The organism is Streptomyces sp. NPDC088745 (genome assembly GCF_044751045.1).
Taxonomy (GTDB): Bacteria; Actinomycetota; Actinomycetes; order Streptomycetales; family Streptomycetaceae; genus Streptomyces; species Streptomyces cremeus.
Genome location: NZ_JBIVLB010000029.1, coordinates 1 through 26,054, shown reverse-complemented (window position 1 = coordinate 26,054; position 26,054 = coordinate 1). Strand labels below are relative to the sequence as shown.

Genomic DNA, 26,054 nt, shown 5'->3' with positions numbered 1-26,054 from the left:
GCCCGAAGCGGAGATCAACAGTCCGAGGGTACGCGGCGGTTGTGGGGGCTGTTTCCGTCCCTCGTGCGAATGGAATTCAGCCGTGCGGGTTCCGTTCATTGAAATTCAATGGGACGGTGTTCAAGAGACCCCTTGTGTCCGAATAGACACGGTGCGTGATCTTGGGGCCCCTCAAACCGTCACCCGTACGACCAAGATGGGACGGGCAATGATGCCCACCAACAACACCCCGGCCCTCCGAGGAGGCCGGCCGCGCACGACCGGCGTCGAACGGCTCGCCGCCGCCGCGATGGAAGCCCCCGAAGTGCTCCGCGGATGGCCCACCCCGACTTCAACCCCGGGCGTCACGATGGTGCCGTGCGGGGTGGCATGGGACTGCATCGTGGTCAAGGAAGGAGCCGGGCGGCGTGTGGCCGACCTGCTGCCCAGCCACGACAGCGCACCGGGCCCCGTAGTAGCCGACAACAGCGCCGGGCGGGCCTACTTCCTGGTGCCGAAGGGGACGGCGACCCGCTGGACGCCGCTCAGCGGCACGGAGGCGCACGGCAGCACCACGACGTGGATCGGCATCCCCACCCCCAGCGGCCCCCGGACGACACGGGCGGAGTGGGTCGTGCCGCCCGACGGACGAGGCACGCTCACCGACCCAGCCGCCCTCCGGGCCGCCGTCGCCGCACTCCTCCAGGAGCACGGGACACTCGGCGCCGCCGCCACGGCCCGCCAGGAGATGCCGCGATGACGGAGCACCAGGCGCATGACGCCCCCTCTGACACCCTGCGGCCAGTGCCCCCGCACGGCCTCACCACCCCAGCCCCGCAAGAGTTGCGAGCGTCCTGGCAACTCCCCGCACCAGGCCCCGACGTCGACGTGTCCACCGTCGCGGCCACACACGCAGCCGTCGCGTTCGCGTTCCGCTGGCAGTTGGGCATCACGGCCGGGGTGCTCCTGGGCGGACTGGCCGCGCGCCTGGTGCAGAGCGTCCAAGAGGCCGTCGACCCCTCGGGTATGCGCCTGATGGCCACGCTGGTGCCGGGCGATGTCGCCACCGTCTCCATCGTCCTGCCCAAGGACACGCCACCCGGGGACCTAGCCGACATCATCGAGCTGCGCCGCTGCACCCACGCCGTCGGCTACCTCCCCGTTGCCGCAGAGGGCCCGATGTACTTCGCCGCCCTCAAGATGGCGGGGTCAGGCCCCGAGGAGGACCAGAGCCGATGACGTCGACACCCGCAGACCTCCCGGAGACCCCGTTGCCCGTGCGGGTGCGCGACGACGAGTCACCGCCGCCCACGCCTCCGCCGCTCTCCCTGTGGTGGCTGACGGCGGAGGAGGCCGCCGCGCTCACGGACGCCGACGGCAATGCCCCGTGAGGCCGGAACCCCTGCTAACCGCCGTGTGCGTCCTCGACCTGGTGGCCCTCGTGGTTGCCGTCGTCCTGGCGCTCATCGACACCGGCCACCCCTAGACCATCCCCCCGCCCGGACAACCGGACCAGCCGCGCCGGACCGGGCCCGTCGGCCCCGCGCATCCCCAAGTGCGCGGGGCCGGCGTCGTACCGTCACGCCCCGAGGCGCTCCAGTTCCCGCGCGATGTTGTCGGCCAGGACGTCGGTGTCGATCTCTTCCGGATCGCATGAGTCCAGCTAGTGGTCCAGCACGGTGCGGATGGTCTCCCGGCGTGCGTCCTGCGCCGAATGCGTCATGTCCATGGATGGGTCCTTCGGGGGTGTCACGGTCACGGGCCGGTCAGGATGTAGAGGATCTCAACGGTGCACGTCTCCTGGTGCACGCGGTACAGCACGCTCACGCGCTGCCCGGTGTCGGCGGCCGGGGCCGTCAGTGCGCGGCGGAGCTCCGCCGACTGCACCGGCTCCGAGACGCCCGTGCGGGGGTCGACGGCCAGGACCGCGAGGAGATCGTGCACGGCCCGCCGCTCGCCCGGGGAGAGCTGCTCCGCGAACTCCGTACCGAGGCGCTCGTGGACGACGACGGACCAGGGGCCGGGCTCGCTCACGCGGCGCCCTCGGCGGGGCCGAACACCTCGGCGGCGGGGCGGAGTTGGGCGGTGCCTGCCAGGCTCGCCGCGATGGCGGCGGCGACCTCGGGGCGGGTGCGTAGCGCGAGCACGGCCCGGTACTCGCCGATCACCGCCGGGACCTCCCCGAGCTGCGCGGCGGCAAGCCGGGCGTCGAACGCCACCAGGTCGGCGGGCGCAGCGGCCGCGAGCGCGGCACGCAGCTCCGCGAGGGTCTGCGGTCCCTCGGTGGGTGCCAGCCGGGCCGACTGGTAGGGCGGGTCGTGCGGGAGGGCGCTCATGGGTGCCTGCCTAGGTCTCGGGGCCACGTCCACGGTACCGCCGGGGGGCCGGCAGGGGCCGGGGCTGCACCAACTCCGCCCACGCAACGACGCGTTCTGCGAGTCGTTGCGTTGGTGGACGACGAACCCGGGAGGACAGCATGGCGGCATGGGAATGGGCGCGGGCGAACCCGTCGGCAGCGGCGCTGCTCGGTCTGGTGCTGCTGCTCCTGGTCGCGGTGGAAGCCAGCAAGAAGGGCACCGGCAGAAGAGGAGACGCCCGCCCTCAGGGAGGCCGGCGGGGTGGTGGCGGAGCGCTGGGGCGGTACGTCACCGGGCGGGACTTGCGGGCGGGTGAGCCTCGGTCGGCTGCGTCCTGGTGGCGGGCGGGAGAGGCCATCGACCGCGAGCACCGGCCCGACCGTCCCGCGCGTACGGAGCGGCCGGAGGTGGCGGAGCAGCGCCGGGTGACGGTGTGGGGGGTGGGTGCCGGGACGGTGCGCGGTCTGGCGGCGGGGGCGGCCCGGTGGCGGCAGTGGCCATGGGCGGGGCGGTCGGCGGTGCGAGTGCTGCTCCCGGCCGCCGTGGCGGCGTGGTGGTGGGCCCCGGCCGTCACGTACGCCGTCGGGGCCGTCCTGGTCGTCGCCGCCCTGGTGGCGGCGCTCACGGGGCCGACGGCGCTCCGGTGGTGGCGTCCGTGCCCGCCGACCGACGCGCAGCGCTATGCGGCCGGAGTGTGGGCGGCGGTGGCGGAGCTGCTCAAGCTGCCGTCGACGGCGGTTCGCGAGGAGTGGCTGCGGGTGCCCGACGACCTGCGGGTGGACGGGGCCCGGATCGTCCTGCGGGTGCCGGTGGAGTGGGTGGGGGCGGAGGCGGCGGTGCGCGCGGTGGAGACTGCGGTGGTTGCCCGGGTGCCTGGGGAGTGGGTGGCGCACTGGCACCGGTCGGACAGCGCCCCGTACGTCGAGTGGCAGGCGCGAGTGCCCCCACCGCTTCCGGCGACGCTCCCGACGTCCGTTCCGTGGCGGCCGACGGGAAGCCGTCATGAAGTGTTCATTGGGCAGGCATTGGAGAACGGAGAGGTAAAGGACGTTCTTATTCAGACCGAGTCGGATACGCCGCACTGGGGAGTGGCGGGTGCGACCGGTACAGGAAAATCAACGATCCTCTACATCGCGGTAGTCCACGCCCGCCAGTACGGCGGAATCGTGGATGCGCTCGACACGAAACAGAACTCACTCGCTGAAGCCGACGGGAAGAGCGGCGTCCGCATCCATAAAACCATTACTGCGTGCATCGTGGCATTTGCCGAATTCATGGTCTCTATGCAGGCCGCTGAGGCAGCAAAAGGCAAGAACGCCGACCCTGCGCTACGCGCGTTTTTGATTCCTCGGACGCTCGTCGTGGATGAACTCCCGACGCTCGTGAAATTCGCGTACATCTGGTGGAAGTACGTAATCAAGGGAAAGGGTACGCCTCCATTCCTGGAGTGGTTTGCCGTCGCCTTCCTTCAGGGGCGATCTGCCGATCATAGGGTCGTCGTCGGAACGCAGCAGTTCGCGGGCGGATATTTCGGGGGCACCATGGAAAGGGCGCAAATCGGCTGGAAGGCCATGGTGGGCTATCAGGACCGGGTTTCCTGGAGTGTGGCCTACGGCCCATCTGTGCAGCCTATTCCGTACGACACCACTGTGAAGGGGAGGGGGGTTTTCGCGGACGGGAAAATCAATCTGGAAACTAATCAGCTATGGGTGCGTGAATTTCAGGCGTGCTATATCACGCCGCAGGTTTCCGAGCTGCTCGATGCATGCCCGCCCGCGCCCGCCTGGCACGACGCCGGAGAGATGGCCCCGTGGATCACGCCGGAGGCCCTGGAGGCGGCAGCGGCTATCGCGGTGCCTCCCTTTCTGCCCGGCGGGAAGTACGGTCCCCCCTCCGGTGTCCCTTCCACTCCACCTGTGGGGGTAGAGGGGGTAACCCGCAGGTCAGTGCAGGGGACACTTCCGCAGGGGACACTTCAGGGGACAGCTCAGGGGACACTCGCGGAGGCCCCGGAGGAGGACATGCCGGCCGTCTACTCCCTTGCGGAGGCGTGCGAGGAGGGGGTGTTGCCGTGGGGGTACGAGACGGCCAAGCGCTACCGTTCCCGCAGCGCGAAAAGGAACATCGAATTTCCCGAGGGAATCACTGACGGACGCATTTCCTATTACACAGAGGAGGATTTGCGGGAATGGGTAGCCCGGTGGAAAGCGGCCGGGCGAAATAGTACGGGAGAATGACGGCTTCCCCGATCGTGCGTATTGCTCCGTACGGGCGTACCCGCATGCCCTGATGATCGTTATGCGGGCGTGCGTATCCAGAGGAGCAAACGAGAGACCACTCAGGCGCAGCCCGTGAATCCGTACGAGGCGGCGGCCCGTGAGACCGCACCCGATGCCGGTGCGCCGCTGTGGAACACGATTCCCGAACGGCCCTCGGGGTTCGCGAAGCTGGGCCGGATCGCCCTGTGGGGCACGGTCGGGCTGCTTTTTTTCGCAGGACTGCGCACGGTGCTGACCCCCCAGGAGCCTGCGCCCGGCCCGGCCCCGGCCGCCCCGGGCGCCGCCGGCGAGACGTTCCCGGCCGCCGCCGCGCAGGCCACCGCGGTGCGCACCGCGTACGCCTACCTCGCGTGGGACCAGGCCGCGCCGGAGGCCCGCGCACAGGCCCTTGCGCCGCTGCTCGCGGCAGGCGTCGAGCCGGACATGGGATGGGACCGCCAGGGCGTGCAGACCGTGGTGACGGCGCTGCCGGGCCCCGTGATGGGCGCAGCCGGAGGGCGGGCCCGTGTGCGGGTGGAGGCGCAGGTGCGTACCCCGGCGGACAAGACGGCGCGGTGGGTCGCGCTGGAGGTGCCGGTGGTGGTGGCCGGTGGGCGGGTGGTGGTGACCGGGGCCCCGGCCCTGGTGGGCACGCCGACCGGTCCGCAGGCCGCTCCCGATTCGAGCCCCCGGCCGGGGGATCCCGCGTTCTCGGCCGCGACGGGGCCGGCCGTCGAGACCGCGTTTGCGGCGTGGGCGCGCGGCGACGCCGCAGCGGTGATCGCCCCCGGAGCGGCGATTCAGCCCCTGCCTGCCGGAATGCAGCTGCTGCAAGTGCGCTCCTGGACGGCCGACGAGGGGGCGGGCGCACGCCGTTGGGGCACGGCGGAAATCACGTGGGAAATCGGCGGCGGAGAAGTCGCGCAGTCCTACCGGGTGCAGCTCACCCGCGTATCCGCAGAGTCCGCCTCCCGTTGGCAGGTATCTCAGATCACCGGCCCCTGACGTTCAGGAAAGGCATACGCATGTTTCTCTTCGAATTGGCCGCGCCGCCGACCGGTGCCGCACTAAGTAATCTTGTTCTCACCATTTGCGGGAATGTCCTGACGGCGTATCTCGGATTTTCGGCGCTCCGGCTGTACATGAAAAAGGAATATGAGAAGGCCCCGACCTGGCTTGCGGGTGCGGTCTTTGTCGGATTCTTCACGTACTTTCCCGCCGAGGCGAAAACCGCTATCGCCGGAATTGCAAAGCTGGTGCCGGGTGCGTGAGGGAAGCACCTACACCCGGCATTTCCACGTCGAGACCCGGCAGCACGAAATTCTCGGCATGGACCTGGGGGAGGGGGTGCCGCGCCGCGCGCTGATGCTCGGCATGCTCCTCTTCCTGGTCTGGACGGGCGGACTCCTCGCACTCTTCGGCATGCCGGGACGGTTCACTCTCGGTCTCTACACCCTGCCGCCGATCTTCGTTGCGACCGTGGGAACGCACCCCAGCAGGCGGTACGAGCGGCGGTGGCGGATCGCGGAATGGGTGATCGCCGCCCGGTACCGGCTGTGGGGGCACCGCCCGGTGATCTGCGGCGGCCGGGTCACCGCCCACCGTTCCGAATGGATCTCCCGCCGGGCCCGGTGGGGAGCGCGCGCCGAAGATCTCGCCCGCACTCCCCTGGCGGGGCCCGCCGCCCTTGTGATCGGAGCGGAGGGGGACGCGGACACGGTGCCCGCCTCCGCCCCGCCCGTGACCCTCGCCGCCCGGTGCCACCTGTACGGCCCCGATCACCTGTACCGGGCCACCGCGCGCCGGAAGAAGAAGGAAACCGCGTGACGATTCTCGAACGTCTGGCGTCCCTGGTCGGCGTCTCCGGCGACCGGGCGGCCCCGCCCCCGCAGTACGCGGCCGTGGCTGACGGGCTGATCCTCACCGACGATGCCGCGTGGGCCTGGTACCAGGTCGAGACGACCAACTCCGATCTCATGTCCGAGGAGGACCGGGACGCGGAGACCGACCGGGCCTCCGCCGCCCTGGTCTCCACCCTGGCCGGTACGCACGTGCACCTGCGGGTGCTGTGGTCGCAGATGGTCGCCGAGGACTACGCGGCGGAGGCCGGCGACATCTTCTCTACGGGCCACCACCAGGAGTGGACCGCCGACCGGGTGGCCCGCCTCGACCAGATCGCGCTGCCGGTGCGGCACGTGCTGATGGGGGTGCGCCTCGGGGACCGCAGTACGAGCGTGCCGCAGCGCGCCGCCGACCTCGCGGGCGTCGGCTCTTCCGGCATCGGCGCGCGGGAGCTGGCGACCTGGCACGACCAGGCCGGCCGCCTGCGCCGACGGCTGGAGGCGTCGCCGTGGCGCTGCCGCACTGCCCCGGTAGATCTCCTCGCGTGGATGATCGCCCGGGAGCAGCACCGGGCCGCGCTGCCGCCCGCCCCGTCCCGGGGCGCGATCACCGGGGCCGCGCTCGCCGCGCTCACCCGGGGCCGCGCCGTGCCCTACCCCGACCACATCCGCCTCCTCGATGCCTCCGGCGACGTTGCCGCGTGGGTCGCCGTCCTCACCTTCACGGCGTTTCCGGAGCGGCTGAGCACGCCGGGCCCGGGGGAGTGGCTGAGAGCCCTCTCGGAGATCGCCTACGCCCCCGACTTCACCGGCGCCGAGGGCGACCCGGAGCACCTCCTCGCGCCGGTCTCGGCAGAGGCGTCCGTGCGGTTGCGGGTGCTGCCCCGCCGGGAGGCCACCGACCGCGCCGACGTGATCCGCCGCCGGGCGAAGGAGCAGCGGCGTTCCTCGGCGGCGCAGTCCGCCGAGGACCCCGGCCGCGCGGTGGAGGAAACCGAGGCCGCGATGGAGTCGCTGATCCGCGATCTTGCCCGCGACGAGTCCTCTCTCGTGGAGGACCACCCGCGGCTGGTCGTCACCAGCACACAGAGCCTGGCGGACCTCCGCGCCCGTACGGACGCGGTTGCCACCTACTACGGCGCGGTCGGCATCGATGTCCGCGTCGCGGAGGAGGAACAACGTGAGCTCTGGCTGGAGACCTGGCCGGGCGACCGCGTCCGCGTGCCCGACCTCGGCCACCTGCACGACACGGCGGCGCTCGCGGGCACCTGGTGGTGGGGCGGAGCCGCCGTCGGCGACGACGCGACCAGTCCCGTCGTCGGCTACCTCACCGGCTCCACCCCCGGCCTCGTACGGCACTCGGTGATCGCTGGAGCGGGCCGGGGCGACGCGACGACAACCCTCTACGTCGGGCGTTCCGGACGCGGCAAGACAACCGCGATGATGCTGGGATTGCTCGACGCTGCCCTGTCGGGCGCGTGGACACTCTCCCTCGATTTCAAGGGGGACCTGTCCGGCCTGGTGCGCGCCGGAGAGCACTACGGAGTGCCCTCTCGCCTGCTGGAGACCGATCGGTCCATGGCCGGCGCCGTCGACCTCATGCAGCTACTCGCAGGCCGCGACGACGCCCGCTCGGAAGTGCCCGCCCAACTCGGGATCATCACCCCGCCGCACCTCCAGGCGGAAGGTGCGGAGGTCGTGGTGCAGCAGGCCGTCAATGCCGTGATGGACCGGCCGGAACCGGCGACCTGGCGCGTTGTGGATCACCTCCGCAACTCTGATGACGACCTCTCCCGCCGCACCGGCGAAGCCCTCTACGAGCTGGCGCAGACCCCGCACGGTGCGCCGATCATGGGGCGGCCCACCGGGGCGACGCTGCCCCTGTCCGCCGATCCGGGGCTGTGGGTAGTGCAGATGCCGGGGCTTTCGCTGCCGTCGGCGGAGGAGGACCGCGCCGGGTGGACCTCCACCCAACGCTGCTCGGTCGGCCTCATGCACTCGATGCTCGCCTATGGCGTGATCACCGCCGGGCGACGCGATTTGAGGGGACTGCCCAAAGCCGTCGCCATCCCGGAAGTGCATGTTCTCACCGCCACCAACGAAGGCCGGCGCTTCTTGGGCTGGATCGCGCGGACCGGCCGCGCCATGGGCACGCACCTGCTGATGGACACGCAGGACGCGGAGACGCTCGCCCGCCTGGTGGCCGTGGTGGAGCAGCTCTCTGCCGTCGTCGCCTTCCAGTTGACGACTCCTAGCCAGCAAGACGCGGTGGCCGAACTGCTCGGCCTCCCGCCAGGACGGCACACCCGCGACCTGATCCGCTCCCTCGGAGTCGGCCCGGACGGCAGCATTCGCCACGGCCACGCGATCCTCCGCGACTGGCGGATGCGGGCGGCGACCATGCAGTGGGACCCGCCCACCGCCGACGTCCTCGCCATGCTCGACACCTCCCCGAAGGCGGCGGCGGTGGCGCTCGGCAAGCAGGCCGCCGCGCCCGCCGACGAGAACGGACGAGTGACCCGGTGACCCGGTGCCGCACGGCCGCCGCCGTGCTCCTGGCGCTCATTGTCACCGGCTGCACCCCGCCCCCGGCCAGCACAAACACACCCGCGACTGTGACACCGGGGGTCCCGGCCGACGCCGACTCCACCGCCTTGCGCTACCTCGCGGCCGTGCACGCCGAGGACTGGCGGACCGCCTGCAACCTGTCGTCGGCCGCCCGCGCGGCGGACTGCCGGATCTGGCACCTCACCCCCACACCGACCCCCGAGCCGGCGCCCACCACCGCGTCCTCCGGGCCGCCGCTGCTGGTGTACGCGGACGGCACCACCGTGCGGGCGACCCCCACCCCGCCCCGGCCGGCCTCTACCGAACGGCCCCGGGTCGGCCCTGTCCGCGTCGACCGCCTGGCGGTGCCGGTCCACGGCACTTCCCGGCACCCGGCGGGGTGGGGGGTGCTGCTCGCCCACACGGTCCAGTGGCCCGGCCGCCCCGCCCGCACGGTACGTACCGCGCTGCGCCTGGTGGACGAGGGCGGCCGGTGGCGCGTCGACCAGCGCGCCCCGGTCTCGGACGCGGTCCTGGCGGTGCCCGACCCGGCCGCCGCCGCCCTGGCGGGTGGTCCCCGATGACCCGCCGGAAGTTCGTCACGGTGCTGGCCGCCGCCCTCACGGTCGTGATCGCGGGCACCGCGTACGCCGACACGATCGACCCCGTCGGCATCGGTGACCTGTGGCCGTCGCCGGAGACGCCCAAGGGCGTCGGCAAGACCATGTACGAGACGTACGAGGTCAATGAATGGGTGTGGTCGCTCGACACCGACTACGGGGCGACCGATGTGTTCGACCCGCTGTTCCACATCGTCGCGGATCTGCTGATGACGCTCCTGGTGGTCGTCGGCGCGGCGGTCACGGGCTTGATGAACTGGCTGTTCGGCCTGGTCCAACTCCCCGATATTCAGGAACCGTTGGCCGCGGCGATCGCCGGGTCGGGGGAGGCCGTCGTGATCGGCCTGTTCCCCGCCGCCCTGGCGATCGCCGCGTTCATGGCGTACTCGCAGGGCAGCGGGGCCCGAGACTTCGCGTGGGTGCTCCTCGCTGCTGTCGTCGCGTCGACGCTCTTTCAGTTCCCCCGGATGTGGGTGGACGGGGTCGACGGCGGCCGGACCATCGGCGCGGAAATCGCCCTGTCAGCGACCAGTAGCGGCCTCGGCGGCGCGAAGGGCATGGAGGGCGTCCCGTTCAAGCTGGGGCATCAGCCCACCTACACCGGCAGCGCCCGCGACAACATGCTGCGCACCTCCACCGACGCCGTGTGGAGGACGTACACGGTCACCCCTTGGTGCATGGCTGAGTTCGGTTCGCTGGAGGCGTGCCGACGGCATGCGCGGGGTGTCCTCGACCTGGGCAGCGACAAGGAGAAACGCAAGACGTACCTCCAGGACAAGGTGAACGAAAACACGGTCGGGGAGGAGTCCGCTCGGTGGCGTGAGGGACACCGGCCCTTCCGTCGGGCGGCCGTGCTCCTTCCCTCAGTCGTCGTGTCCCTGCTGTTCGCCGGCCTCCTGATCACGCTGCTGTTCGCGTCGCTGAAGTCGCTGCTGTCCGCCCTGTTCTTGTTGGTGGTGGGCGCGATCTTCGCCGCGATGTGGGTGATTCCCGGACGCCCCCGGCGCTGGGGCGTCGCGTGGGCGGACAAGCTGGTGGGGGAGGTGCTGGAGTCCGCGCTCGCGACCATGACGGTAGGCGGCGTGATGATCCTGCAAGTGGCCATCACGAGCCGGATGGGCACGCTGGGGTGGGGGCCGTCCGCCGCCCTCTCCGTCGTCGCCGCGATCGCAGCCTTCAAGTACCGGGCCACCCTGCAAGCGATCATCGGCGGAAGCGGTGGTGGTGGCGGTGGCGGCCTGCTCGGCGGCGGGGCCGGCGCGCTGCTCGGCACGATGCTGACCCGCCGGATGAGCCGCGCCGGATCGGCCGCCACCCGCCGCCGAAACCCCACCCCGCCCCCGACGGGCCCGACGGGCCCGAACAGCGGCGGCGGAGGAAGCGGCGGCGGCGGAGGCCGCGGTGGCCGCCCGCCGACCCGGCCCACCCCTGCGCCGCCGCGCCCGCGCTCAGGCAACGGGCCCGCCCTGCCCAAGACGTCCGGGAGCACGGGCGGAAGTGGCGCCACCACGTCCCGCACCGCCGGAGCCGTGTCGGGTTCCGGCGGGGCCCTGGCACTGCCCGGCCCCGCGACGTCCGGCACGACGACCACCGGCACGACGACCACCGGCACGGCGCTTCCCCGCCCCAGTCGGAGCGGGAGGCACGCACCACCCCCGGCCGGGCCTCCCACCCACCAGGCGAAGCAGCCGGACCCCGCCGGGGTAGCCCTGCCCGGGGACCTGGTGGCTGTGCCCCCGGCCGGGATCGGCGGGGCGACCCGGGCTCCGTCCCGCCGGACGCAGCCCCCGCCGCCGCCGCCCTCGGGACACCGCCGGCCTCCCCAGCGCAGAGTCATCCCCCTCCCGCCCGCGCGCCGCGAACTGCCCCCGCCGCCGCGCCGCCCGCTGCCCCCGCCCCAGTAGACCGAGGACACCACCCATGTCGCAGCAGCCCCCGCCGGACCGCAGCCCCGAGGACTGGCGGGAGTTGCTGCACTCCCGCCCCGCCGACTCCGACCCCCACGCAGCAGCTCCTCCACCCCGACGCCGCAAGCGTCTGCGCCGGAAGGAGCGCCCCGCCCCGGTACCTGTGGCCGCCGGGATCCCCCGCCGCACCGCCGCCGTCCGCCGGGAGCCGGTGACACCCCTCGGGCTCCTCCTGGCCGTCGCCCTCCTCCTCGGTACCGGCCTGCTCGTACGCCACCTGACCACCGACGGGTCGGTCCCGCCCGCAGCCGCTCCCCGCCCCTCCGCGCCCGCCGCAGTCCAGCCTCCGCCCCCGCGCCCGGCCGCCCCCGCCCCTGCCGTCGTCCCGGCACCCGAGGACGTGTCGGAGGCATGGGCCCGCGCCTACTGGACCCGCGACCCCGTCCCCGACCGCACCCACGTCGCCGCCGTCCGCCGGGCTGCCCCCTGGGCGACCGCCTCCCTCACCGCGAACCTGTCCGCCCATACGGACCGGGCGTGGGGACGTCTGGTGAGCCGGGGCGGGATCAGCACCGCGACGGCCGTCCGTGTGAGCCCGGCCGGAACCGACCTCCCGCCCGACATTCCCGACGTCCGGGTGTGGCGCACGATCGCCACCACGACCGCCGTCGACGGCTACACGAGGTACACCGAGACCCACACCGTCCGCGCCGAACTCCTGCGGCTCACCGCCGGGTGGCGGGTCTCGCGCGTTCTCGGCCTGTGATGGACGCCCGCGACGCCGCGACCGCCGCCGCCCGGACCGCCCTCCTTCCCGTACAGGCGAAACTGGCCGTCGCCCTCCTGGTCGTGGTCGGTCTGGCCCTCGGCGCCGTATCCGCGCTCACCATGGCGGGCGGTACCCTGCAACAGCTCAACGACAAGGCGCGCGGTACGGACTGCACCCCGCCGGGAATTCCCGTCCTCGGCGCGGAAGACGGGCCGCCCGATGAATTTCTCCTCACCGCGCAAGTGGATAACGCCCGCACTATCGACGCCGTGGCAAAAGGGCGCGGCCTGTCTGGGCAGGCAACTCTTATCGCGCTGATGACCGCACTACAAGAAAGCGGGCTGCGCAACCTGAAATATGGGCACGCCGACAGTCTGGGAGTATTCCAGCAGCGCCCTTCGCAAGGCTGGGGTACCCCGGAAGAAATCATGAATGTGCGCTACTCGGCACGCCTCTTTTTCGGGAACAATCCCGGAAAGCCGCGCGGACTTACGGATATTCGCGGTTGGGAGTCCATGCCGCTCGGAGACGCGGCGCAGGCCGTCCAGAAATCCGCCCACCCCGAGCTGTACGCCGGGCAGCGGCTCCGCGCCCTGGAGATCGCCCGGGACGCCGGCCTCGACCTCGGCCGCGCCGGTACCGCCCCCACCCGCCCCGACAACGACCAGGGCCCCGGGCAGCCCCCGACGGGCGACTGCGGAGAAGACCCCGGTGCGCCCGGTGCCCCCTTCCACGACGCGGCGGCCGGATGGCCGCACGCCGTGCGCAATCCGCGGTCGACTGCGGACGCCATCGCATGGGCCCACCAGGAAGCCGCAAAGGGCCGGGCCGTTTGGTACCGCCGCTGTCTGGCATTTGTCGCCATCGTTCATGGCTGGAACGTCAGCGGAGTTCCCTACGCCATCGACCACTACCGGGAAATGCCTGCCGGGATGCGCCACGATAAAAGCCGCTCTGTCCCGCCCGGCGCCCTCATGTACTGGGACACCGGGCAACGTGCCGGACACGTTGCCGTGTATCTCGGAAATGGGCAGATCGCCAGCAATGACATTCGGCGGCCCGGTTATATCGACATCGTGCCTGCGTCTGATATCGAAAAAAAATGGGGCTCCACCTATCTCGGATGGGCCCCACCCTATTTCCCGAAAGGGTCCTAAATGCTGCAATGGGCAAAGAAGGAAAAAACTGGAACGGCCGGAGCGGTGGCGGCTGCGGAAGACCCCGCCACACCCGCCGCCTACGTGATCACCCTCACCGGCACCCGAGGCGACCTCGACGGCATCCCGCTCAAAGGCGGCACCACCGACGCGCGCCGCCGTGCCGCCCTGGCACTGCTCCGCACCCGTGCCGCCGAACTCGGCCGCCCCCTCGCCATCACCGCACACGAGCCGGATGCCACCTGGCACATGACCATGACCTCAGAGGGCGAGATCACGACCCACCCCGCCCCGCCCCCCACCGCGCCCCCCGTTCCGGCCGCGCCCCCGGCGGACATGCCTCCGGCCAACGACTGGCAAGCCCCCCTCGTTGCGCCGTACGCCGAGGCCGGTGAACAGCTCACCGCCGCCGCCCGCGCCGGAGACCACACCACCGCAGCCGCACTTGCCCGCCGCCTGTACGGCGATCTCGCCGCCGCGTACGGACTCGCTCACCCCCACCCCCTCCAGATCCTCACCTGCTGGGCCTGGCACGCCCTCCACCAGGCCGCCGACGACCCGGCGGAGGCCGTCGACCTCCTCCTGCGGACCGCCCGGCTGCGCCACGCCGCCGGGGCCCCGCCCGAGGACACCCACCGAGCCGCCCTCAACGCCTATGGGGTGTGGGGGAGGTGGTGGTGGCCGGCCGACCCGGAGGGGGCCCGAGACGACGGCGGGGGGCGGGGGGGGGGGGGGGCGGCGCGGGCGGGCCCCCCCCCCCCCGCCGCCCCGCCCCCCCCCCCCCCCCCCCGGGCCCCCCCCCCCCCCGCCGCCGGGGGGGGGGGGGGGGGCCGGTGGGGGGGGCGGGCCGCCGGGGGGGGGCCCCGCCCCGCGGGGGCCCGCGGGGGGGGGGCCCTCTACGCCCGGGGCCCCCCCCCCCGGGGGCCCCACGTCCTGACCCGCGCCGGACAGTGACCAGCGCTACCGGGGCGATCGGCTAAAGGTGCTCTCGCAGGTCTTTTGCAGGTCCTTCCGGGCGTGACCGCGCGACATGTCGCACAGAATCGCCGGATTGATCGTCTGGACGGGTGCCGGTGCGGCCTTCTTCGGCTTCAACGTCGTCTTCGCCTTGGGCCTGGCGGTGGCCTTCTTCGGCTTCGGCTGCACCCTCGGCGCAGCCGCCTTCGTCCGCTTCGGCGCGGAGGGCTTCGACGTACTGGCCACGGCTGCACGCCGGTCCCGGGGCGGGGCCGGCTGTGCGGTGGCTGCCGCCCGCCGGGGTACAGCCGCCTCCCGGCGCGGCGGACGCGCTGTGGCCTCCTCCTGGCCTCCGGGGCGCGCTGCGGGTGCCGGAGCCTTCGGCCCCACCTCCGCCCGGGGGTGCGCCGGAGCGGCCGGGGCATCACCGGAGCCCATGGGCGGAGCCTTCGACGGCGCGGCCGACGTAGGCGAAGCGGAGGGCGTCGTTGCGTCTTGGTCCTGGCGGCGGCCCTCCCATCCGATGCCGTCTTCCGCCCCCGGGGCTGGTCGGGCTGCGCCGTGGGACGGTTTTCCGTCCTGCGGCTGCGCTGGTGTGTCAGAGCCGCAGGCCGCGGTGCCAAGGCACAGCACCACGGCGGCAGTTGCGAGTACAGGGCGATAGATCACAGCCCCAGCGTTTCGCGTCCGCGCCCGCCCAAGAGCGCGCCACGCACCACGTCACCTCACGGTGTGACAGTCGGGGCGTGATGCTGACGGGGCCTCAGCCTCCTGCGCCAACTGGCCCGGCGCGGCAAAGCGCCCCGCCCAGCCGATCGGCCAGGGGGGCGCTCCAGAGATTCCACCCGATAGATTCTCGGGCTGTGACAGAAACTCAAGGCAAGACCCTACTGCCCGACGACTACTCCCGAGCGCTACCGCTCCTAGGTAAGCGCCGTATCGGACTCTTCGGGAAGGGCGGAAGCTCGAAGACGACCACGGCCGCGCACGTTCTCGGCCACTGGGACGCTGCGGGAGTCCCCTGCATCGGCATGGACACGGACGAGCCGGGCGAAGGCGAGCCCGGCAGCCTGGAAACCTGGTCGCGGTCCGCCTCGTTGGGCGCACCCGTCTACCGGGCTCCGGCCTCCGCAGACGACCTTGACCGTGAACTCGGCCGCTACACGCCCGAAGGCGGGATCGGCCTCCTCGATACCCCCGCATGGGAGCGCAAGCCGGAAACGATCCACCTGCGCGCCCTCACCCTGGTAGACCTCGCCGTGCTGTGCCTCCAGCCCTCTCCTGGCGAACTGGACCGCGCAGGCAGCTTCCTCAAGGCGCTGGATTCCATCCAGGCCGTCGGCGGGCGCGTGCCGAGTTGGGTGATCCTGCTGACACGAACTCACCACACGGCCTCTGCCCCTGCCGAGACCCGCGAGGTCCTCGAAGAGGTCGGCTACACCGTGCTGCGGTCACAGGTCCCTGATGAACATTCCAGGAGCGGACTGGGGCAGTCCCACGGAAAGCCAATCCCTGTGAACCACTCCGGCCCTATGGGCAGGCTTGCCGCTGAACTGTTCTCGGCGGTGACCGCGTGAGCACCAAGAAGAACAGCGGCGCCAGCCACAAGGCCGCCATGTTGAGGGCCGGACTGGGAATGCGCGGTGGAACTGATGCAGGCCAGGCAGCAGCAGCAGGAGTCGTCACCACCGGTGCCGCCGCCGCTCCGGAACTAACACGTAGCCAGCGTCTGGCCAACCTGGAATCCATCCTGCACGCATCCCGGGACGGGTTCCGCAAGGCGCAGAAGAAGCACATTCGAGAGTCCGCGGAAGCACTTCGCGCCATCAAGGCCGACGACCTGCACGAGGAGGCCGGCTACCAGGACTTCGATGCGTACGTAGCTCAGCGGGTCGGCTGGGATCTCTCCTACGCCTACCGGTTGATCGACCTTGATTACGTAGGCAAGGTCCTTGAAGCGTCGCCCATCAAGGACCTCACAGAAGACTCGCTCCTCAATCTCAATGAGGCGCAGGCGCGGGTGCTTGCCAAGGCCGCCCGGGACCAGGGCGAAGAAGCGATCGTGAGTGCATGGGCCGAAGCGCATGGGCTCGGGGAACTTGTTGCAGCGAAGGAGCGTCCCGCTCTCGTCGCTCACGAAAGCACCCCCCGTTCGCCAATTGGCGAAAATCCTGGTGCGCGGAACACGAGTACACCCATGGCCACGATCACCGCGAGCGTGCTCACAGAGGCCGTGCAGCGGCTGTACGCGATTCCGGAACAGCAGCAAGAGGTACCGCCCTCACTCTCGGGGGCGGAGGAGGCGGCAGTACCCAACGGAGAGCACCAGGCCGCCGAGGACGACGTCCTGGACGCTGAAGTCGTAGATGAACACGAAGAACAAGCCCAGCAGACACCCGCGCTCGACAGGCTCGACTCCGCCCTGGCGAACCTGCGCAGTGCCCACAAGGACGTCACTGCCCGCGTGATCAACGCGGCCCGTGATGAGGGAGCCCCCGAGCGCTTCCGGGCCGTCCTTGAGGAGCTGCGGAGCATGACAAGCAGGATGGACGGTGTCACGGAGCGCGCGGTGGCCAAGGACAAGAAACTCCGAGCGCAGGAAGCGGCAGCAGCGTCGGCGTCAATGGTGTGACCTGGGCGGGGCGAACAACGGGACCGGGCCCCCGCGCCGAGGCGGCGCGGGGCCCGAAAGCTCATCCTCCAAGAACTATCCGGGTGATCAGGAGCGGGCCGGGGGTGGGGAGGGTAGAGCGGCGACCTCGTGTGAGTGATCGCGGGGTGCTGCCCGTAGCCGACCCGAGGATGTAGACGCCTCTACAGAACTTGATCTACGTGGCCCGCCGCCACGGGGCACCGGTCTGCGCCACCCTCACCGACACGGCCGCCGCAGCGCTCGCCGTGGTCGGCGCCGGTTTGAGGGTCTCGTCGGGGTGATCGTGACTGCCATCCCGTAACGGCGCACCAGGGGCGGGGGGTTAGAGAACATGATGCGAACTTCTCGTAACAGGTACCGCATAGCCTAAAAAATGGCTCTGAATGAAATTTCCATGCGTTCCATGCATGAGTTATCGCTATGATGGGCCTATGGGAATGAGCTTGGAAGGATCGCTGCGGCTGACGGTGGCGGCGCTGATGCAGGCGACGGGGGAGTCGCAGCGGGTGGTCGCTGAGGCGCTGGGGCTGACCCAGACGCAGGTCTCGCGCCGTCAGTCCGGTGCCGCTTCGTGGCAGTTGGACGACGTCGACGCGCTGGCCGCCCACTACGGGGTGCGCCCGCTCGATCTCCTGGACGGGCCGACGAAGGCGTGCGAGGCGCTGCCCGCCGACCGGCTGCGGTCGGCCAGGGAGAAGAAGGGCGCCGGCCGGTGACCGGCTTCGACGCGATTGACTCGCTGCTGTCCTCCGTCACCGAGCAGGCCGCCCTTCCCGAGCCGGGGATGCGCCGTGCGCTGCGTGAGCGCGCGCACCTGTCGAAGGCGCAGGTCGCGAAGGCGCTCGGGGTGAGCCCGTCCACGCTGTCCGGCTGGGAGTCCGGCCGTGACCCGAGCGGTGAGGTCCGCACCAAGTACGCGTACCTCCTGGACGGTCTCGCGGCGAAGTTCGCCGACCAGACCCCGGACCCGGCCGACGACGACCAGGACGACGCCGCCCCGGCCCCCGAGGACACGTCCACCGAGGCCGCACCCGAGGATGACGAGCGGGCGGACGACGTCGAGGTCCTGGCGGTGCCTGAGCCGTGCGTGCTGTGCGGCAGCCCGGCCGGTCACCGGATCGACGGCTTCGCGCAGCACCTCGACCCCACCGACTGCCAGACCACCCCCGCTGCTCCGGCTCCGGTGGAACCCGCCGCCGACGTCGACGCCGCCCCGGCCCGTACGACGCCCGCCCCGACGTCGGCACCGCCGGTCCCGGCGCGTGCGGCCCGTACGAGCCGTCCGGCCTCCCGGCCGACGGCACAGCAGAAGCCGCGGGGGCGGGCGTTCCAGGAGGAGTCCGGTCCCGGCGACCTCATCGTGCAGGCCGTTCAGGCGGCCCTCACCGAAGCTGGCGGTGACGTCGAGGAAGCCACTGCCGCGCTGGTGAAGCGGGCGATCCCGGACGCGATGGCGCTGCTGGACGAGACCCGTAGGGGAGGCCGGTACGACGTCGTCGCCCACCCGGCTTTGCCGAAGATCCTGCGCAAGCAGACTTCCAAGGGCGCCGATCAGGTCTGGGAGGCCCGCCCCAAGTGGACCCGGCGCGCACTGCCCGAGGGGGCGCATGAGGTGGTCGCGCTCGACATGAACGCCGCCTACCTCTCCGCGCTGAAGACCCACCTGCCGATCGGGCAGCTGGAGCACTCCACCGGGTTCGACTTCGACCGCCGCCGCGCCGGGGTCCACCTGATCACCCCACCGGTCTGGGAGCACGAGGACGTCCTGCCCAACCCGATCGGCCACCGCGACGAGCCCGGCCCGCTGTGGGTGACCGAGCCGACGCTGCGGCTGCTGCTGCGCCTGTCCGGCCCCAAGCACCGGCTGTGCGACCCGCCGGAGATCCACGAGTCGTACACGTCCGGCTCGACCGAGGGCCTGCTGGAGAAGTTCCGGGTGACGCTCACCGAGGCCCGCGCCCAGGCGCTGGCCGGGGGGGACGAGGTGACGCTGGAGTACGTGAAGGCGATGTACTCGAAGTTCGTCTCCACGCTGGGGGAGTCGAACTACAACCGGGAGATCTACCGCCAGGACTGGATGCACCTCATCCGCTCCCAGGCGTTCGCGAACCTGTGGATGAAGGCGTGGAAGGCCCACGAGAGCGGCCTGCACGTAGTACGGGCTATGGGCACCGACGAGCTCCACGTCATCGGCGACTGGCACCAGGTGTTCCCCGAAGGGCGGGGTGTCACCGAGGTCAAGGTGAAGGACACGTACACCGTCGGCACCACCGACGGCCAGACGGAGAAGGGGAAGTAAGTGCCCCAGAGGAATCATCAGTTCGGCCTGTTCGGCGCGCGCGGCATCAAGGGCAGCGAGGCGGTGGCCCGCCAGCTCGACCGCCTCGCCCAAGGGATCGCCACCCCGGTCACCTCCAAGCGCGGCTGGACGGCCCGGTTGAACTACCTCACCCGCACCGACCACGCCCGCCAGGCGGCGAAGGCCGCCGGCCTGACCGTCACCGACCGCACCCTCAAAGCCTGGCGCGAGGGCAAGCGCGCCCCCTCCCGGGCCAGTCTGGAGAAGATCGAACGCGCCTACACCGCCGTGCGACGGCAGAACGTTGCCAAGCATCTCCTCAAGCGCCTCAACTCCGGGGGCGGGACCCGGGTGGAGATCCACCCGGTCAACCAGTCCCAGGTCGACCAGCCCCGGAAACGCGTCGTGGAGTACCGCACGATGAACGTCCGCCGCTGGGACACGATCGTCGGCTCTTGGGCCGCCAGCGACCACAGCGAGCTTGAAGAGGCATGGGACGACGTCATCGGCGACCTCGGCTCCGACTGGGGTCAGTACGAGTACGTGACCAACGTGGGCTTCGCCGCCTGATCCGCACCACGATCCCCCGATCCGGGAAGCGGATCACGGACCACCAGAACACCCCGGACGGCTTCGCCGCCCGCTGGGCGCAGCCGCCCGCCGCCACGTCCCGCCGCCCGTACGCGTACAGCGCGGACTCCGCCAACGCGACCTGCCGGACCTGACGAAAGCGGCCGGCGCCCATTCCGCCCGAGGGCGGGTGGCACAGGGGTGCCGGCCTTCCCCGCCGTGTACTCCGCGCCCAGGAGTTCGTGCTACGGGGCCCCGGGTTGCCAGTGGTCAGGAAGAGTGACCGTCGCGGGAACGGGGAGGCCCAGGGAGTCGAGAAGCCCATGGGGAACCGACCCCAGCGCATTGCGGAAGTTCATGTTGCCGTCGGAGAACCGCGCATTGTGGAAGTTCACGGTGCCGTCGGAGAACTGCGCATCGGTGAAGTCCATGATGCCGCCGGAGATCCGTACACCGTAGAAGTTCACGATGCCGCTGGAGAACTGCGCATTGTTGAAGTGCACGGTGCCACCGGAGAACCGCGCAGCGGTGAAGTGCACGGTGCCGTCGGAGAACCGCGCATTGTGGAAGTGCACGGTGCCGCCGGAGAACCCCGCAGCGTTGAAGTGCACGGTGCCGCCGGAGAACCGCGCAGCGGTGAAGTCCACGGTGCCGCCGGAGAACCGCGCACCGGTGAAGTCCACGGTGCTGGATATCTGCGCACTGGTGAAGGCCACGGTGCCGCCGGAGAACCGCGCACCGGCGAGGTCTACGATGCCGCCGGAGAACTGCGCACCGGTGAAGTCCATGGCGCCGCCGGAGAACGTCGCACCGGCGAAGTTCACGGTACTGCCGGAGACCTGCGCACGGTTGAAGTTCATGGTGCCGCCGGAGACCTGCACACCGGTGAAGTTCATGGTGCCGCCGGAGACCTGCACACGGGTGAAGTTCACGGTGCCGCCGGAGAACTGTGCACCGGTGAAGTCCATGGGGCCGTCGATGGTGACGCCGGTGAGGTCGAGGTTGTAGCCCTGCCAGGAGCGGCGGTCGTCCTCGGCGGGGAGGCGGTAGTGGTCTCCGATGAGGCGCAGGATCGTGTGCCGTACTTCGCGCAGTTCGCGGAACCGGTCCTGCTTGGCCTGGTGTGCCTCGCGCTGTTCTTCGGTGTGCGGGGTGTTGTCGGGCTGGAGGTCGGGCAGGGTGCCGGGGTCGGGTGGGTAGGGAAGGCGGAGGTAGGCGCACAGGACGTCAATACAGGTCTGGCGCAGTTCGGGGCGGGGGGCGTCGTCGGCGAGCCCGGACAGGGCGTGGATGCCGCCCAGGCGTACGGCGGGGGAGTCGGAGCCGAGCATCTCGACGGCCGCCGAGAAGCGTTCGGTGTGCAGGCGGGTGGACTCGCGGTGGGCCCCGGCCTCATCCACGCGCTGGCGGCGGTAGGCGACGACCAGGGCGACGAGCGCACCGGCCCCGGCGACCACCCCGAAGGAGAGCTTCACCAGGTCGAAGAGCGTCTTCGCATCGAGCTTGGTGCCGGTGTCCAGTGCCCGGAAGTCGAGCAGTACGACCAGCACGGTGAAGATGGAGCCCGCGACGAGCACGGCGGCGGTGAAGGCCAGGAGCAGCGTCCGGCCGACCTTCCACAGCCGCAACTCCCGGTCGTCGGGGTCTGATCGTCGTTTCGGGGTGGCTGTCATGCCGGTGAAGACCCTCCGCGGCCGCCCATGGTTGCAGACCTGCAAAGGGGGCGGCGGTGGTACGGCGACGAAAGCGGCCGGCACCCATTCCGCCGAAGCGGGTGGCATAGGGCGCCGGCCTTCCCAAGACAACCCACCAGGGAGCTGCTCTGGGCACAGTGTGCCACGAACCCCCGCGCATAAGGCATGTGCCGTACTGTTTTCCTGAGCGCGTTCTCTTCACGAACCCCCCTTCCCACATCCGGAGTTGTCTGATGATCCGTTCCGGGCGCGAGCCCTACGTCCTCACGTCCGCCGACCTCGCCGCGCGGGAGGGCATGACACTGGGGACCTGGCGGACGAAGAAGGCGGCGCAGGCCCCCGGCCGGCCGAAGCCGGTCAGCAGCGAGGGCGCGCGCACCCTGCTCTGGGACGCCCGGCAGCAAGACGCGTGGGCCGTCGGGAAACCCGTCCCCGTCCTCCCGACGACGGACGACCCGGGCGACCTCCTCGACCGCCAGGAGGCCGCGGCCGTCCTCGGCGTGGCCCCTCGCTCCTGGGACCAGTACGCCCGCGCGGACCAGGACCTGCGGGCCGCGTGCCAGGTGGTCGGGGGAGTGGAGCACTGGCCTAGGGACGTGATCGAGAAGTGGCAGGCGGCCCGGCCGGGAGACGCGGGCAAACGGGCGCGCGGAGGCCGGCCGCGCGGCACCGGCGACCTGCTGCCCCGTGAGGAGATCCGCCCCCGCACCGCCGCACTGCTCGCCGCCGACCCGGCCGTGACCGCCCAGGCCGTCGCCGAGACCCTCGGCGTGCACCACAACACCGCGACCAAGGCCCTCGCCGCCGCCCGCGCGGACGCCGTCGCGGAACTGCTGGCCGCCGACCCGGACACCACCGCCGAGGACGTCACGGCGCGCCTGGGGTATCCGCCGCTCACCGCCCGCACCGCCCTCCAGGCCGCACGGGAGCGGTGACCGCTGCCCACCCCGGGGCGCGCGCCGCCAGGGAGCAGCGGCGCAGCACGGGCTACTGCCGGGGGCTCGGCTTCTTCCGGGCCGCCTCGACCGGAGCGCGGCACGTGACGCAGAGGCTGTTGGCCCCGTCCCCGTACCGGCAGCACGGCTGACGGCACCGCGCGCACGGACCGATCTGGGACGGCGCGCAGTCCAGGGCGCGCGGAGGCGTGGCCACGAAGGGCTCCTTTCGGCAGGGGCTTCCGCAGGAGAACAACCGATTCTGCGCCCGAACATTCCCCAGGGCGCAGCACGGAGGAGCAGCGGCGCAGCACGGGGTTGCTGCCCTCCTTCTGTGCGTGCTCTGCTCCGCAGAGACGTCGCTACGCGGCGGGAAAGATCCGCAGTGCGCCGCGTTGTGCGGCCGGTGGGTGGCTCGGGGTACCCCTGCCTCGTTCGCTCGGCGATCGGCCCGCAGGCGGGCGTATAGCGTCCCCCCGGAGGGGAAAGGGCGGCCTGCTCCGCAGTCCGCTGTGCCGCCGCTGCGCGGCGGGAAAGATCCGCAGCGCTGCGCGCTGCGCGGCCGGTGGGTGGCTCGGGGTGCCTGCGGTTCGCTCGCTTCGCGATCGGCCCGCAGGCGGGCGCGCAGCGCCCTGCGGAGGGCGAAGGGTGGCCTGCTCCGCAGTCTGCTGCGCCGGTCATGCGCACAGGTGGGGTGACCAGCGGATTCACTCGTTTGGGGGCCCGGATTTCCCCGCGTCATTTAAGCAAGTGACGTACATTTCTCTTGTCGGGGTCACCGAGTGGCATCGGTCCCCGACTCCCAAGGCCACTCACTGAAAGGCACACCCATGCACGCACTCCTCGGCCTCTCCTTCCTCGGTCGCATGGAGCTGTTCCACGGCGACCGCGACGACGTCGCGCCCATCCACGTCGCCGCCGTCCCCGCCGGGACGGCCCTCCGCACCGTCCCCGTGCCCGGCATGAAGGGCTACTCGGCCCACTTCGTGACCGACCCCACCTACCCCGAGGCCCCGATCGCCACCAAGCTCCTCGGCGAGTACGTACGGGGCAACATCCTGATCAGCCGCACCGACGAGGACGGCACGCATCGGCTCCTGTCGCTGGAGCAGTTCATGGACCTCTCGGTCCTCCTGATGGACGCCGCCGACGCCACCCACACGGCGCTGAGCATCGAATCCGCCGACGGCACCGTGCACGCCTACCTCGGTAGCTGACACCCCGTCCGGCCCCCGGCGGGCGCGCCCCGAGGCAACGCCCGCCCCCCGGCGGCCCGAGTGGCATCGGGCCGCCACCCAAGACACACACCCCACCCACCCGAAGGGCACACCATGTTCCTGTACCTCCTCAACGTCGACGGCATCGCGGCTCCCTTCCCTGCCCAGGCCGGTGAAATCGCCCTGCCGGTCCAGCCCTCCGCCGACCAGGCCGACCGCCCCCTTTACCTCACCCCGCTCCGCACGATCGGCAGCGTCGCCCTCCACGGCGTCACCGACCCCACCGAGGGCCTCCCCCTCAACGTGCTCGCGACCGTGATGGTCGGCAGCAACGGCCCGGCCGCCGTGTACGGCTCCCTCCTGCTCACCGGCCTGCCCACCGCCACCGGCGACCGCCACCACGTCCTCACCGAGACCACCGCACTCGCCGCACTCGACCTCATCGACACCGCCCGCACCGCCCTCCGCGAGGGCCTCCGCGACGGCCTCCACCCCCAACACCGCCGCAGCTAACCCCCACCCCCGGGTGCGCCCCACCGGGGCGCACCCCCTCTTACCACCCCTCAGAAAGAGGACTGACCCATGCATGTGACGCTCTGCTGGAACGAGACCGAGGCCATGACCGCCGCCGGGCAGCGGTGGGAGGTCACCGCCTCATGGCGAGGCCACCGGTTCCACGTGGCGCAGTACAAGCGTCAGTGGATCATCACCCGTGAGCAGCCGCCTAAGTACCTGCTGCCGACCCAGTGGCCCAAGACGAACCAGGTCCGCCGCGCGGACCGCCGCACGATCAAAACCCGCGCCGAGGCCGAGGCCCTCATGATCGCCCGCGTTCACGAGCGCCTCGCGCACGAGGACCACGTGCGCGCGATCATCCAGGCCGCCGCCGGACGCCCCGCCCCGAAGTGGACCCCTGCCCGCATCACCACGCCCCGCAAGGCCCCGCGTACGGACCGCACCGCCGCCGACGTCCTTGCGGCGTGGGGCGACGCGGTCACGTACGAGCACATCGGATAGCCCAACACCCCCCCGGGGCGTACCAGTTCAGGGTGCGCCCCGCCCTCTCCGCGCGGTTCCGGCCGCGCCAGAAGCGAAAGGACGCGACATGATCCCGATTCTCTGCGGGGAATGCGGCAGCTACAGCGCAAGAATGCGGCTGACGGTTGAGGGCCTTTTCCAGTGCGACCACTGCGGGTGGCTTCTTTTCCGCACGGAAATCTCGCTCGACGGTAATGAGATTTGGGTGGTAGGCCCGGATGGAACCCTCGGGTACGTCATCGACCCGGCCGTTTCTCTCGCTGAAATCGCCGAATCCCTCGATGACTACATGAGCGCCCCGCACGACTCGTACGGGGAATTGGAAGCACTCCGAAAGTCCCGCGACGCGGCAAGCCGCTTGCGCGCGGCATACGAAGCCGGAGTCCCTTACCCGAAGGCGGAAAAGAAGTGAGCCGGACCCGAACCCTCACGCTGCACACCCTCCTGTGCCAGGCGTGCGGCGGCCTCTCGCCGCTGTACGCCGCCAGCGACCGCACCTTCGTCTGCGCCGACTGCGACAGCCGCGTGACCACGGAAGACGCCGAATGGCGCCTAGAAGGCCACGAGGTGTGGAGCGTGCACCCCACGGGGGAACTCGGCTACGCCGAGTCTCCCGTCATCGTGGCCGCGCACACGGTCGACACGGTCCGCCTGTATCTCGCAGCAGACCCGGAATCGGCGGACGAGACGGCGGAATTCCGTACCCTCCGCGTGCTGCTTTCCATGGGGTGCGACACGGTAGAGCTGGGATTGGACGTCCCTCAAGAATCGCGCCTCCGCTGCCCGAAATGCAGGACGGGAGAGGTTTCACTGACCTGCCGCCAGTGGTGCCACTGCACAGAATGCGACTGGGGCGGAATGGAATACGAAGCCCTCTACTACGGCGACAGCTACCAGCAGTAGGGGGCGGTCCCTGGTAGGCCAAGCTAGCCAGGGCCCAAAATGACGCACACACGGAAAGGCCCGCGCATCCAGAATTCAAGGGGTGCGCGGGCCCTGGTGGTAGTGCCGAAATTCGCGCCATCCCATCGGGCAGTGATCTTGACGCACCGGGGGTAGGGCATGGTTCCAGAGTGAATCCGCTACCGATTTTGAAGCACACCCCATGAACCCGTTCAGCCGAGACGCCCAGCCCCCGGCCCTTCTTGCTGCCGCTTGTGGCCCAAACCCCGTGGGCGGGCCGCGCGGAGCGTGGCACGCCTGACCCGCAGGCGCATGGGTGGCCCGGCCAGCGGACGGCTGGAGCGAAGCGGAAG

27 protein-coding genes are annotated in these 26,054 nt (G+C 71.2%); 24 read left to right on the top strand and 3 right to left on the bottom strand.

The annotated features are described in order from the left end of the window. Positions 1-208: 208 nt before the first annotated feature. From ACIP93_RS37510 to ACIP93_RS37500, 3 genes are read left to right on the top strand one after another with little or no spacing between them, the layout of a single operon-like run. Positions 209-739, top strand: coding sequence for a hypothetical protein (locus ACIP93_RS37510; protein ID WP_401766913.1), 531 nt, complete (start codon positions 209-211; stop codon positions 737-739). Next, entirely contained in the window at positions 736-1,218 is a 483-nt protein-coding gene (locus tag ACIP93_RS37505) for a hypothetical protein (RefSeq protein ID WP_401766911.1), read from the top strand. Before ACIP93_RS37510 ends, ACIP93_RS37505 begins: the two co-directional genes overlap by 4 nt. Next, positions 1,215-1,370: a hypothetical protein gene (locus tag ACIP93_RS37500; RefSeq protein ID WP_401766908.1), complete on the top strand. Its 156-nt coding sequence runs from the start codon at positions 1,215-1,217 to the stop codon at positions 1,368-1,370. Before ACIP93_RS37505 ends, ACIP93_RS37500 begins: the two co-directional genes overlap by 4 nt. Before the next feature lie 364 nt (positions 1,371-1,734). Here the strand turns inward: ACIP93_RS37500 and ACIP93_RS37495 are convergent, their stop codons facing one another. Further along, positions 1,735-2,013, bottom strand: coding sequence for a hypothetical protein (locus ACIP93_RS37495; RefSeq protein WP_401766905.1), 279 nt, complete (start codon positions 2,011-2,013; stop codon positions 1,735-1,737). Beyond that, a complete protein-coding gene (locus ACIP93_RS37490; RefSeq protein WP_401766902.1) occupies positions 2,010-2,315 on the bottom strand; it encodes a hypothetical protein in 306 nt (101 codons plus the stop codon). Before ACIP93_RS37490 ends, ACIP93_RS37495 begins: the two co-directional genes overlap by 4 nt. Before the next feature lie 140 nt (positions 2,316-2,455). Between ACIP93_RS37490 and ACIP93_RS37485 the strand changes: the two genes are divergently transcribed. The 14 genes from ACIP93_RS37485 to ACIP93_RS37420 all read left to right on the top strand — a co-directional run bounded on the left by ACIP93_RS37485 (position 2,456) and on the right by ACIP93_RS37420 (position 19,914). After that, the gene (locus ACIP93_RS37485; RefSeq protein ID WP_401766900.1) at positions 2,456-4,573 is read left to right on the top strand and encodes a hypothetical protein; all 2,118 of its coding nucleotides are present in this window, start codon (positions 2,456-2,458) and stop codon (positions 4,571-4,573) included. 114 nt (positions 4,574-4,687) lie between these two features. Next, entirely contained in the window at positions 4,688-5,599 is a 912-nt protein-coding gene (locus ACIP93_RS37480; protein ID WP_401766897.1) for a hypothetical protein, read from the top strand. 20 nt (positions 5,600-5,619) lie between these two features. Then, positions 5,620-5,865: a hypothetical protein gene (locus tag ACIP93_RS37475; RefSeq protein WP_401766895.1), complete on the top strand. Its 246-nt coding sequence runs from the start codon at positions 5,620-5,622 to the stop codon at positions 5,863-5,865. Next, positions 5,858-6,421 carry a hypothetical protein gene (locus tag ACIP93_RS37470; RefSeq protein WP_401766892.1) on the top strand — a complete coding sequence of 188 codons (564 nt, stop codon included), beginning with the start codon at positions 5,858-5,860 and terminating at the stop codon, positions 6,419-6,421. The genes ACIP93_RS37475 and ACIP93_RS37470 overlap by 8 nt, the downstream gene beginning before the upstream one ends. Beyond that, complete coding sequence (locus tag ACIP93_RS37465; RefSeq protein WP_401766890.1) at positions 6,418-8,961, top strand: ATP-binding protein; 2,544 nt, start codon at positions 6,418-6,420, stop codon at positions 8,959-8,961. Before ACIP93_RS37470 ends, ACIP93_RS37465 begins: the two co-directional genes overlap by 4 nt. A gap of 89 nt (positions 8,962-9,050) precedes the next feature. After that, on the top strand, positions 9,051-9,566 hold the full coding sequence (locus ACIP93_RS37460) for a hypothetical protein (RefSeq protein WP_401766888.1): 516 nt from the start codon (positions 9,051-9,053) through the stop codon (positions 9,564-9,566). Continuing rightward, positions 9,563-11,506: a hypothetical protein gene (locus ACIP93_RS37455; RefSeq protein ID WP_401766885.1), complete on the top strand. Its 1,944-nt coding sequence runs from the start codon at positions 9,563-9,565 to the stop codon at positions 11,504-11,506. Before ACIP93_RS37460 ends, ACIP93_RS37455 begins: the two co-directional genes overlap by 4 nt. A 16-nt stretch (positions 11,507-11,522) precedes the next feature. Beyond that, positions 11,523-12,275 (top strand): hypothetical protein, encoded by a 753-nt coding sequence (locus ACIP93_RS37450; protein ID WP_401766883.1) that lies wholly within the window; start codon positions 11,523-11,525, stop codon positions 12,273-12,275. Then, positions 12,275-13,435: a peptidase M23 gene (locus tag ACIP93_RS37445; RefSeq protein WP_401766947.1), complete on the top strand. Its 1,161-nt coding sequence runs from the start codon at positions 12,275-12,277 to the stop codon at positions 13,433-13,435. The genes ACIP93_RS37450 and ACIP93_RS37445 overlap by 1 nt, the downstream gene beginning before the upstream one ends. Positions 13,436-15,423: 1,988 nt before the next feature. Next, complete coding sequence (locus tag ACIP93_RS37440) at positions 15,424-15,969, top strand: hypothetical protein (protein ID WP_401766880.1); 546 nt, start codon at positions 15,424-15,426, stop codon at positions 15,967-15,969. Next, the gene (locus tag ACIP93_RS37435; protein WP_401766878.1) at positions 15,966-17,024 is read left to right on the top strand and encodes a hypothetical protein; all 1,059 of its coding nucleotides are present in this window, start codon (positions 15,966-15,968) and stop codon (positions 17,022-17,024) included. The genes ACIP93_RS37440 and ACIP93_RS37435 overlap by 4 nt, the downstream gene beginning before the upstream one ends. 452 nt (positions 17,025-17,476) lie before the next feature. Continuing rightward, a complete protein-coding gene (locus ACIP93_RS37430) occupies positions 17,477-17,761 on the top strand; it encodes a helix-turn-helix domain-containing protein (RefSeq protein ID WP_401766876.1) in 285 nt (94 codons plus the stop codon). Next, positions 17,758-19,344, top strand: a complete 1,587-nt coding sequence (locus ACIP93_RS37425) for a helix-turn-helix domain-containing protein (RefSeq protein ID WP_401766873.1) — start codon at positions 17,758-17,760, stop codon at positions 19,342-19,344. The genes ACIP93_RS37430 and ACIP93_RS37425 overlap by 4 nt, the downstream gene beginning before the upstream one ends. Beyond that, entirely contained in the window at positions 19,345-19,914 is a 570-nt protein-coding gene (locus ACIP93_RS37420) for a transcriptional regulator (protein WP_401766871.1), read from the top strand. 245 nt (positions 19,915-20,159) lie between these two features. Here the strand turns inward: ACIP93_RS37420 and ACIP93_RS37415 are convergent, their stop codons facing one another. Beyond that, complete coding sequence (locus tag ACIP93_RS37415; protein ID WP_401766868.1) at positions 20,160-21,587, bottom strand: pentapeptide repeat-containing protein; 1,428 nt, start codon at positions 21,585-21,587, stop codon at positions 20,160-20,162. A 254-nt stretch (positions 21,588-21,841) separates the two neighbouring features. On the opposite strand from ACIP93_RS37415, the gene ACIP93_RS37410 reads away from it, so the two are divergent. From ACIP93_RS37410 to ACIP93_RS37380, 7 genes are all read left to right on the top strand, one after another. Beyond that, positions 21,842-22,543: a hypothetical protein gene (locus ACIP93_RS37410; RefSeq protein WP_401766865.1), complete on the top strand. Its 702-nt coding sequence runs from the start codon at positions 21,842-21,844 to the stop codon at positions 22,541-22,543. After that, entirely contained in the window at positions 22,540-22,695 is a 156-nt protein-coding gene (locus tag ACIP93_RS37405; protein WP_401766862.1) for a hypothetical protein, read from the top strand. The genes ACIP93_RS37410 and ACIP93_RS37405 overlap by 4 nt, the downstream gene beginning before the upstream one ends. A 678-nt stretch (positions 22,696-23,373) precedes the next feature. Next, a complete protein-coding gene (locus ACIP93_RS37400; protein WP_401766859.1) occupies positions 23,374-23,760 on the top strand; it encodes a hypothetical protein in 387 nt (128 codons plus the stop codon). Positions 23,761-23,874: 114 nt separating this feature from the next. Further along, positions 23,875-24,273, top strand: coding sequence for a hypothetical protein (locus tag ACIP93_RS37395; RefSeq protein ID WP_401766856.1), 399 nt, complete (start codon positions 23,875-23,877; stop codon positions 24,271-24,273). A 69-nt stretch (positions 24,274-24,342) separates the two neighbouring features. After that, entirely contained in the window at positions 24,343-24,777 is a 435-nt protein-coding gene (locus ACIP93_RS37390; RefSeq protein ID WP_401766854.1) for a hypothetical protein, read from the top strand. An 88-nt stretch (positions 24,778-24,865) separates the two neighbouring features. Further along, positions 24,866-25,210, top strand: a complete 345-nt coding sequence (locus tag ACIP93_RS37385; RefSeq protein WP_401766851.1) for a hypothetical protein — start codon at positions 24,866-24,868, stop codon at positions 25,208-25,210. Next, positions 25,207-25,701 carry a hypothetical protein gene (locus ACIP93_RS37380; RefSeq protein WP_401766848.1) on the top strand — a complete coding sequence of 165 codons (495 nt, stop codon included), beginning with the start codon at positions 25,207-25,209 and terminating at the stop codon, positions 25,699-25,701. The genes ACIP93_RS37385 and ACIP93_RS37380 overlap by 4 nt, the downstream gene beginning before the upstream one ends. Positions 25,702-26,054: the final 353 nt, after the last annotated feature.

Coding starts and splice junctions, on each gene's coding strand:
- ACIP93_RS37415 (WP_401766868.1), bottom strand. CDS start 21,587: ATGACAGCCACCCCGAAACGACGATCAGACCCCGACGACCGGGAGTTG.
- ACIP93_RS37440 (WP_401766880.1), top strand. CDS start 15,424: ATGGACACGGACGAGCCGGGCGAAGGCGAGCCCGGCAGCCTGGAAACC.
- ACIP93_RS37505 (WP_401766911.1), top strand. CDS start 736: ATGACGGAGCACCAGGCGCATGACGCCCCCTCTGACACCCTGCGGCCA.
- ACIP93_RS37395 (WP_401766856.1), top strand. CDS start 23,875: ATGTTCCTGTACCTCCTCAACGTCGACGGCATCGCGGCTCCCTTCCCT.
- ACIP93_RS37445 (WP_401766947.1), top strand. CDS start 12,275: ATGGACGCCCGCGACGCCGCGACCGCCGCCGCCCGGACCGCCCTCCTT.
- ACIP93_RS37450 (WP_401766883.1), top strand. CDS start 11,523: ATGTCGCAGCAGCCCCCGCCGGACCGCAGCCCCGAGGACTGGCGGGAG.
- ACIP93_RS37485 (WP_401766900.1), top strand. CDS start 2,456: ATGGCGGCATGGGAATGGGCGCGGGCGAACCCGTCGGCAGCGGCGCTG.
- ACIP93_RS37490 (WP_401766902.1), bottom strand. CDS start 2,315: ATGAGCGCCCTCCCGCACGACCCGCCCTACCAGTCGGCCCGGCTGGCA.
- ACIP93_RS37475 (WP_401766895.1), top strand. CDS start 5,620: ATGTTTCTCTTCGAATTGGCCGCGCCGCCGACCGGTGCCGCACTAAGT.
- ACIP93_RS37430 (WP_401766876.1), top strand. CDS start 17,477: ATGGGAATGAGCTTGGAAGGATCGCTGCGGCTGACGGTGGCGGCGCTG.
- ACIP93_RS37500 (WP_401766908.1), top strand. CDS start 1,215: ATGACGTCGACACCCGCAGACCTCCCGGAGACCCCGTTGCCCGTGCGG.
- ACIP93_RS37455 (WP_401766885.1), top strand. CDS start 9,563: ATGACCCGCCGGAAGTTCGTCACGGTGCTGGCCGCCGCCCTCACGGTC.
- ACIP93_RS37510 (WP_401766913.1), top strand. CDS start 209: ATGATGCCCACCAACAACACCCCGGCCCTCCGAGGAGGCCGGCCGCGC.
- ACIP93_RS37400 (WP_401766859.1), top strand. CDS start 23,374: ATGCACGCACTCCTCGGCCTCTCCTTCCTCGGTCGCATGGAGCTGTTC.
- ACIP93_RS37385 (WP_401766851.1), top strand. CDS start 24,866: ATGATCCCGATTCTCTGCGGGGAATGCGGCAGCTACAGCGCAAGAATG.
- ACIP93_RS37390 (WP_401766854.1), top strand. CDS start 24,343: ATGCATGTGACGCTCTGCTGGAACGAGACCGAGGCCATGACCGCCGCC.
- ACIP93_RS37410 (WP_401766865.1), top strand. CDS start 21,842: ATGATCCGTTCCGGGCGCGAGCCCTACGTCCTCACGTCCGCCGACCTC.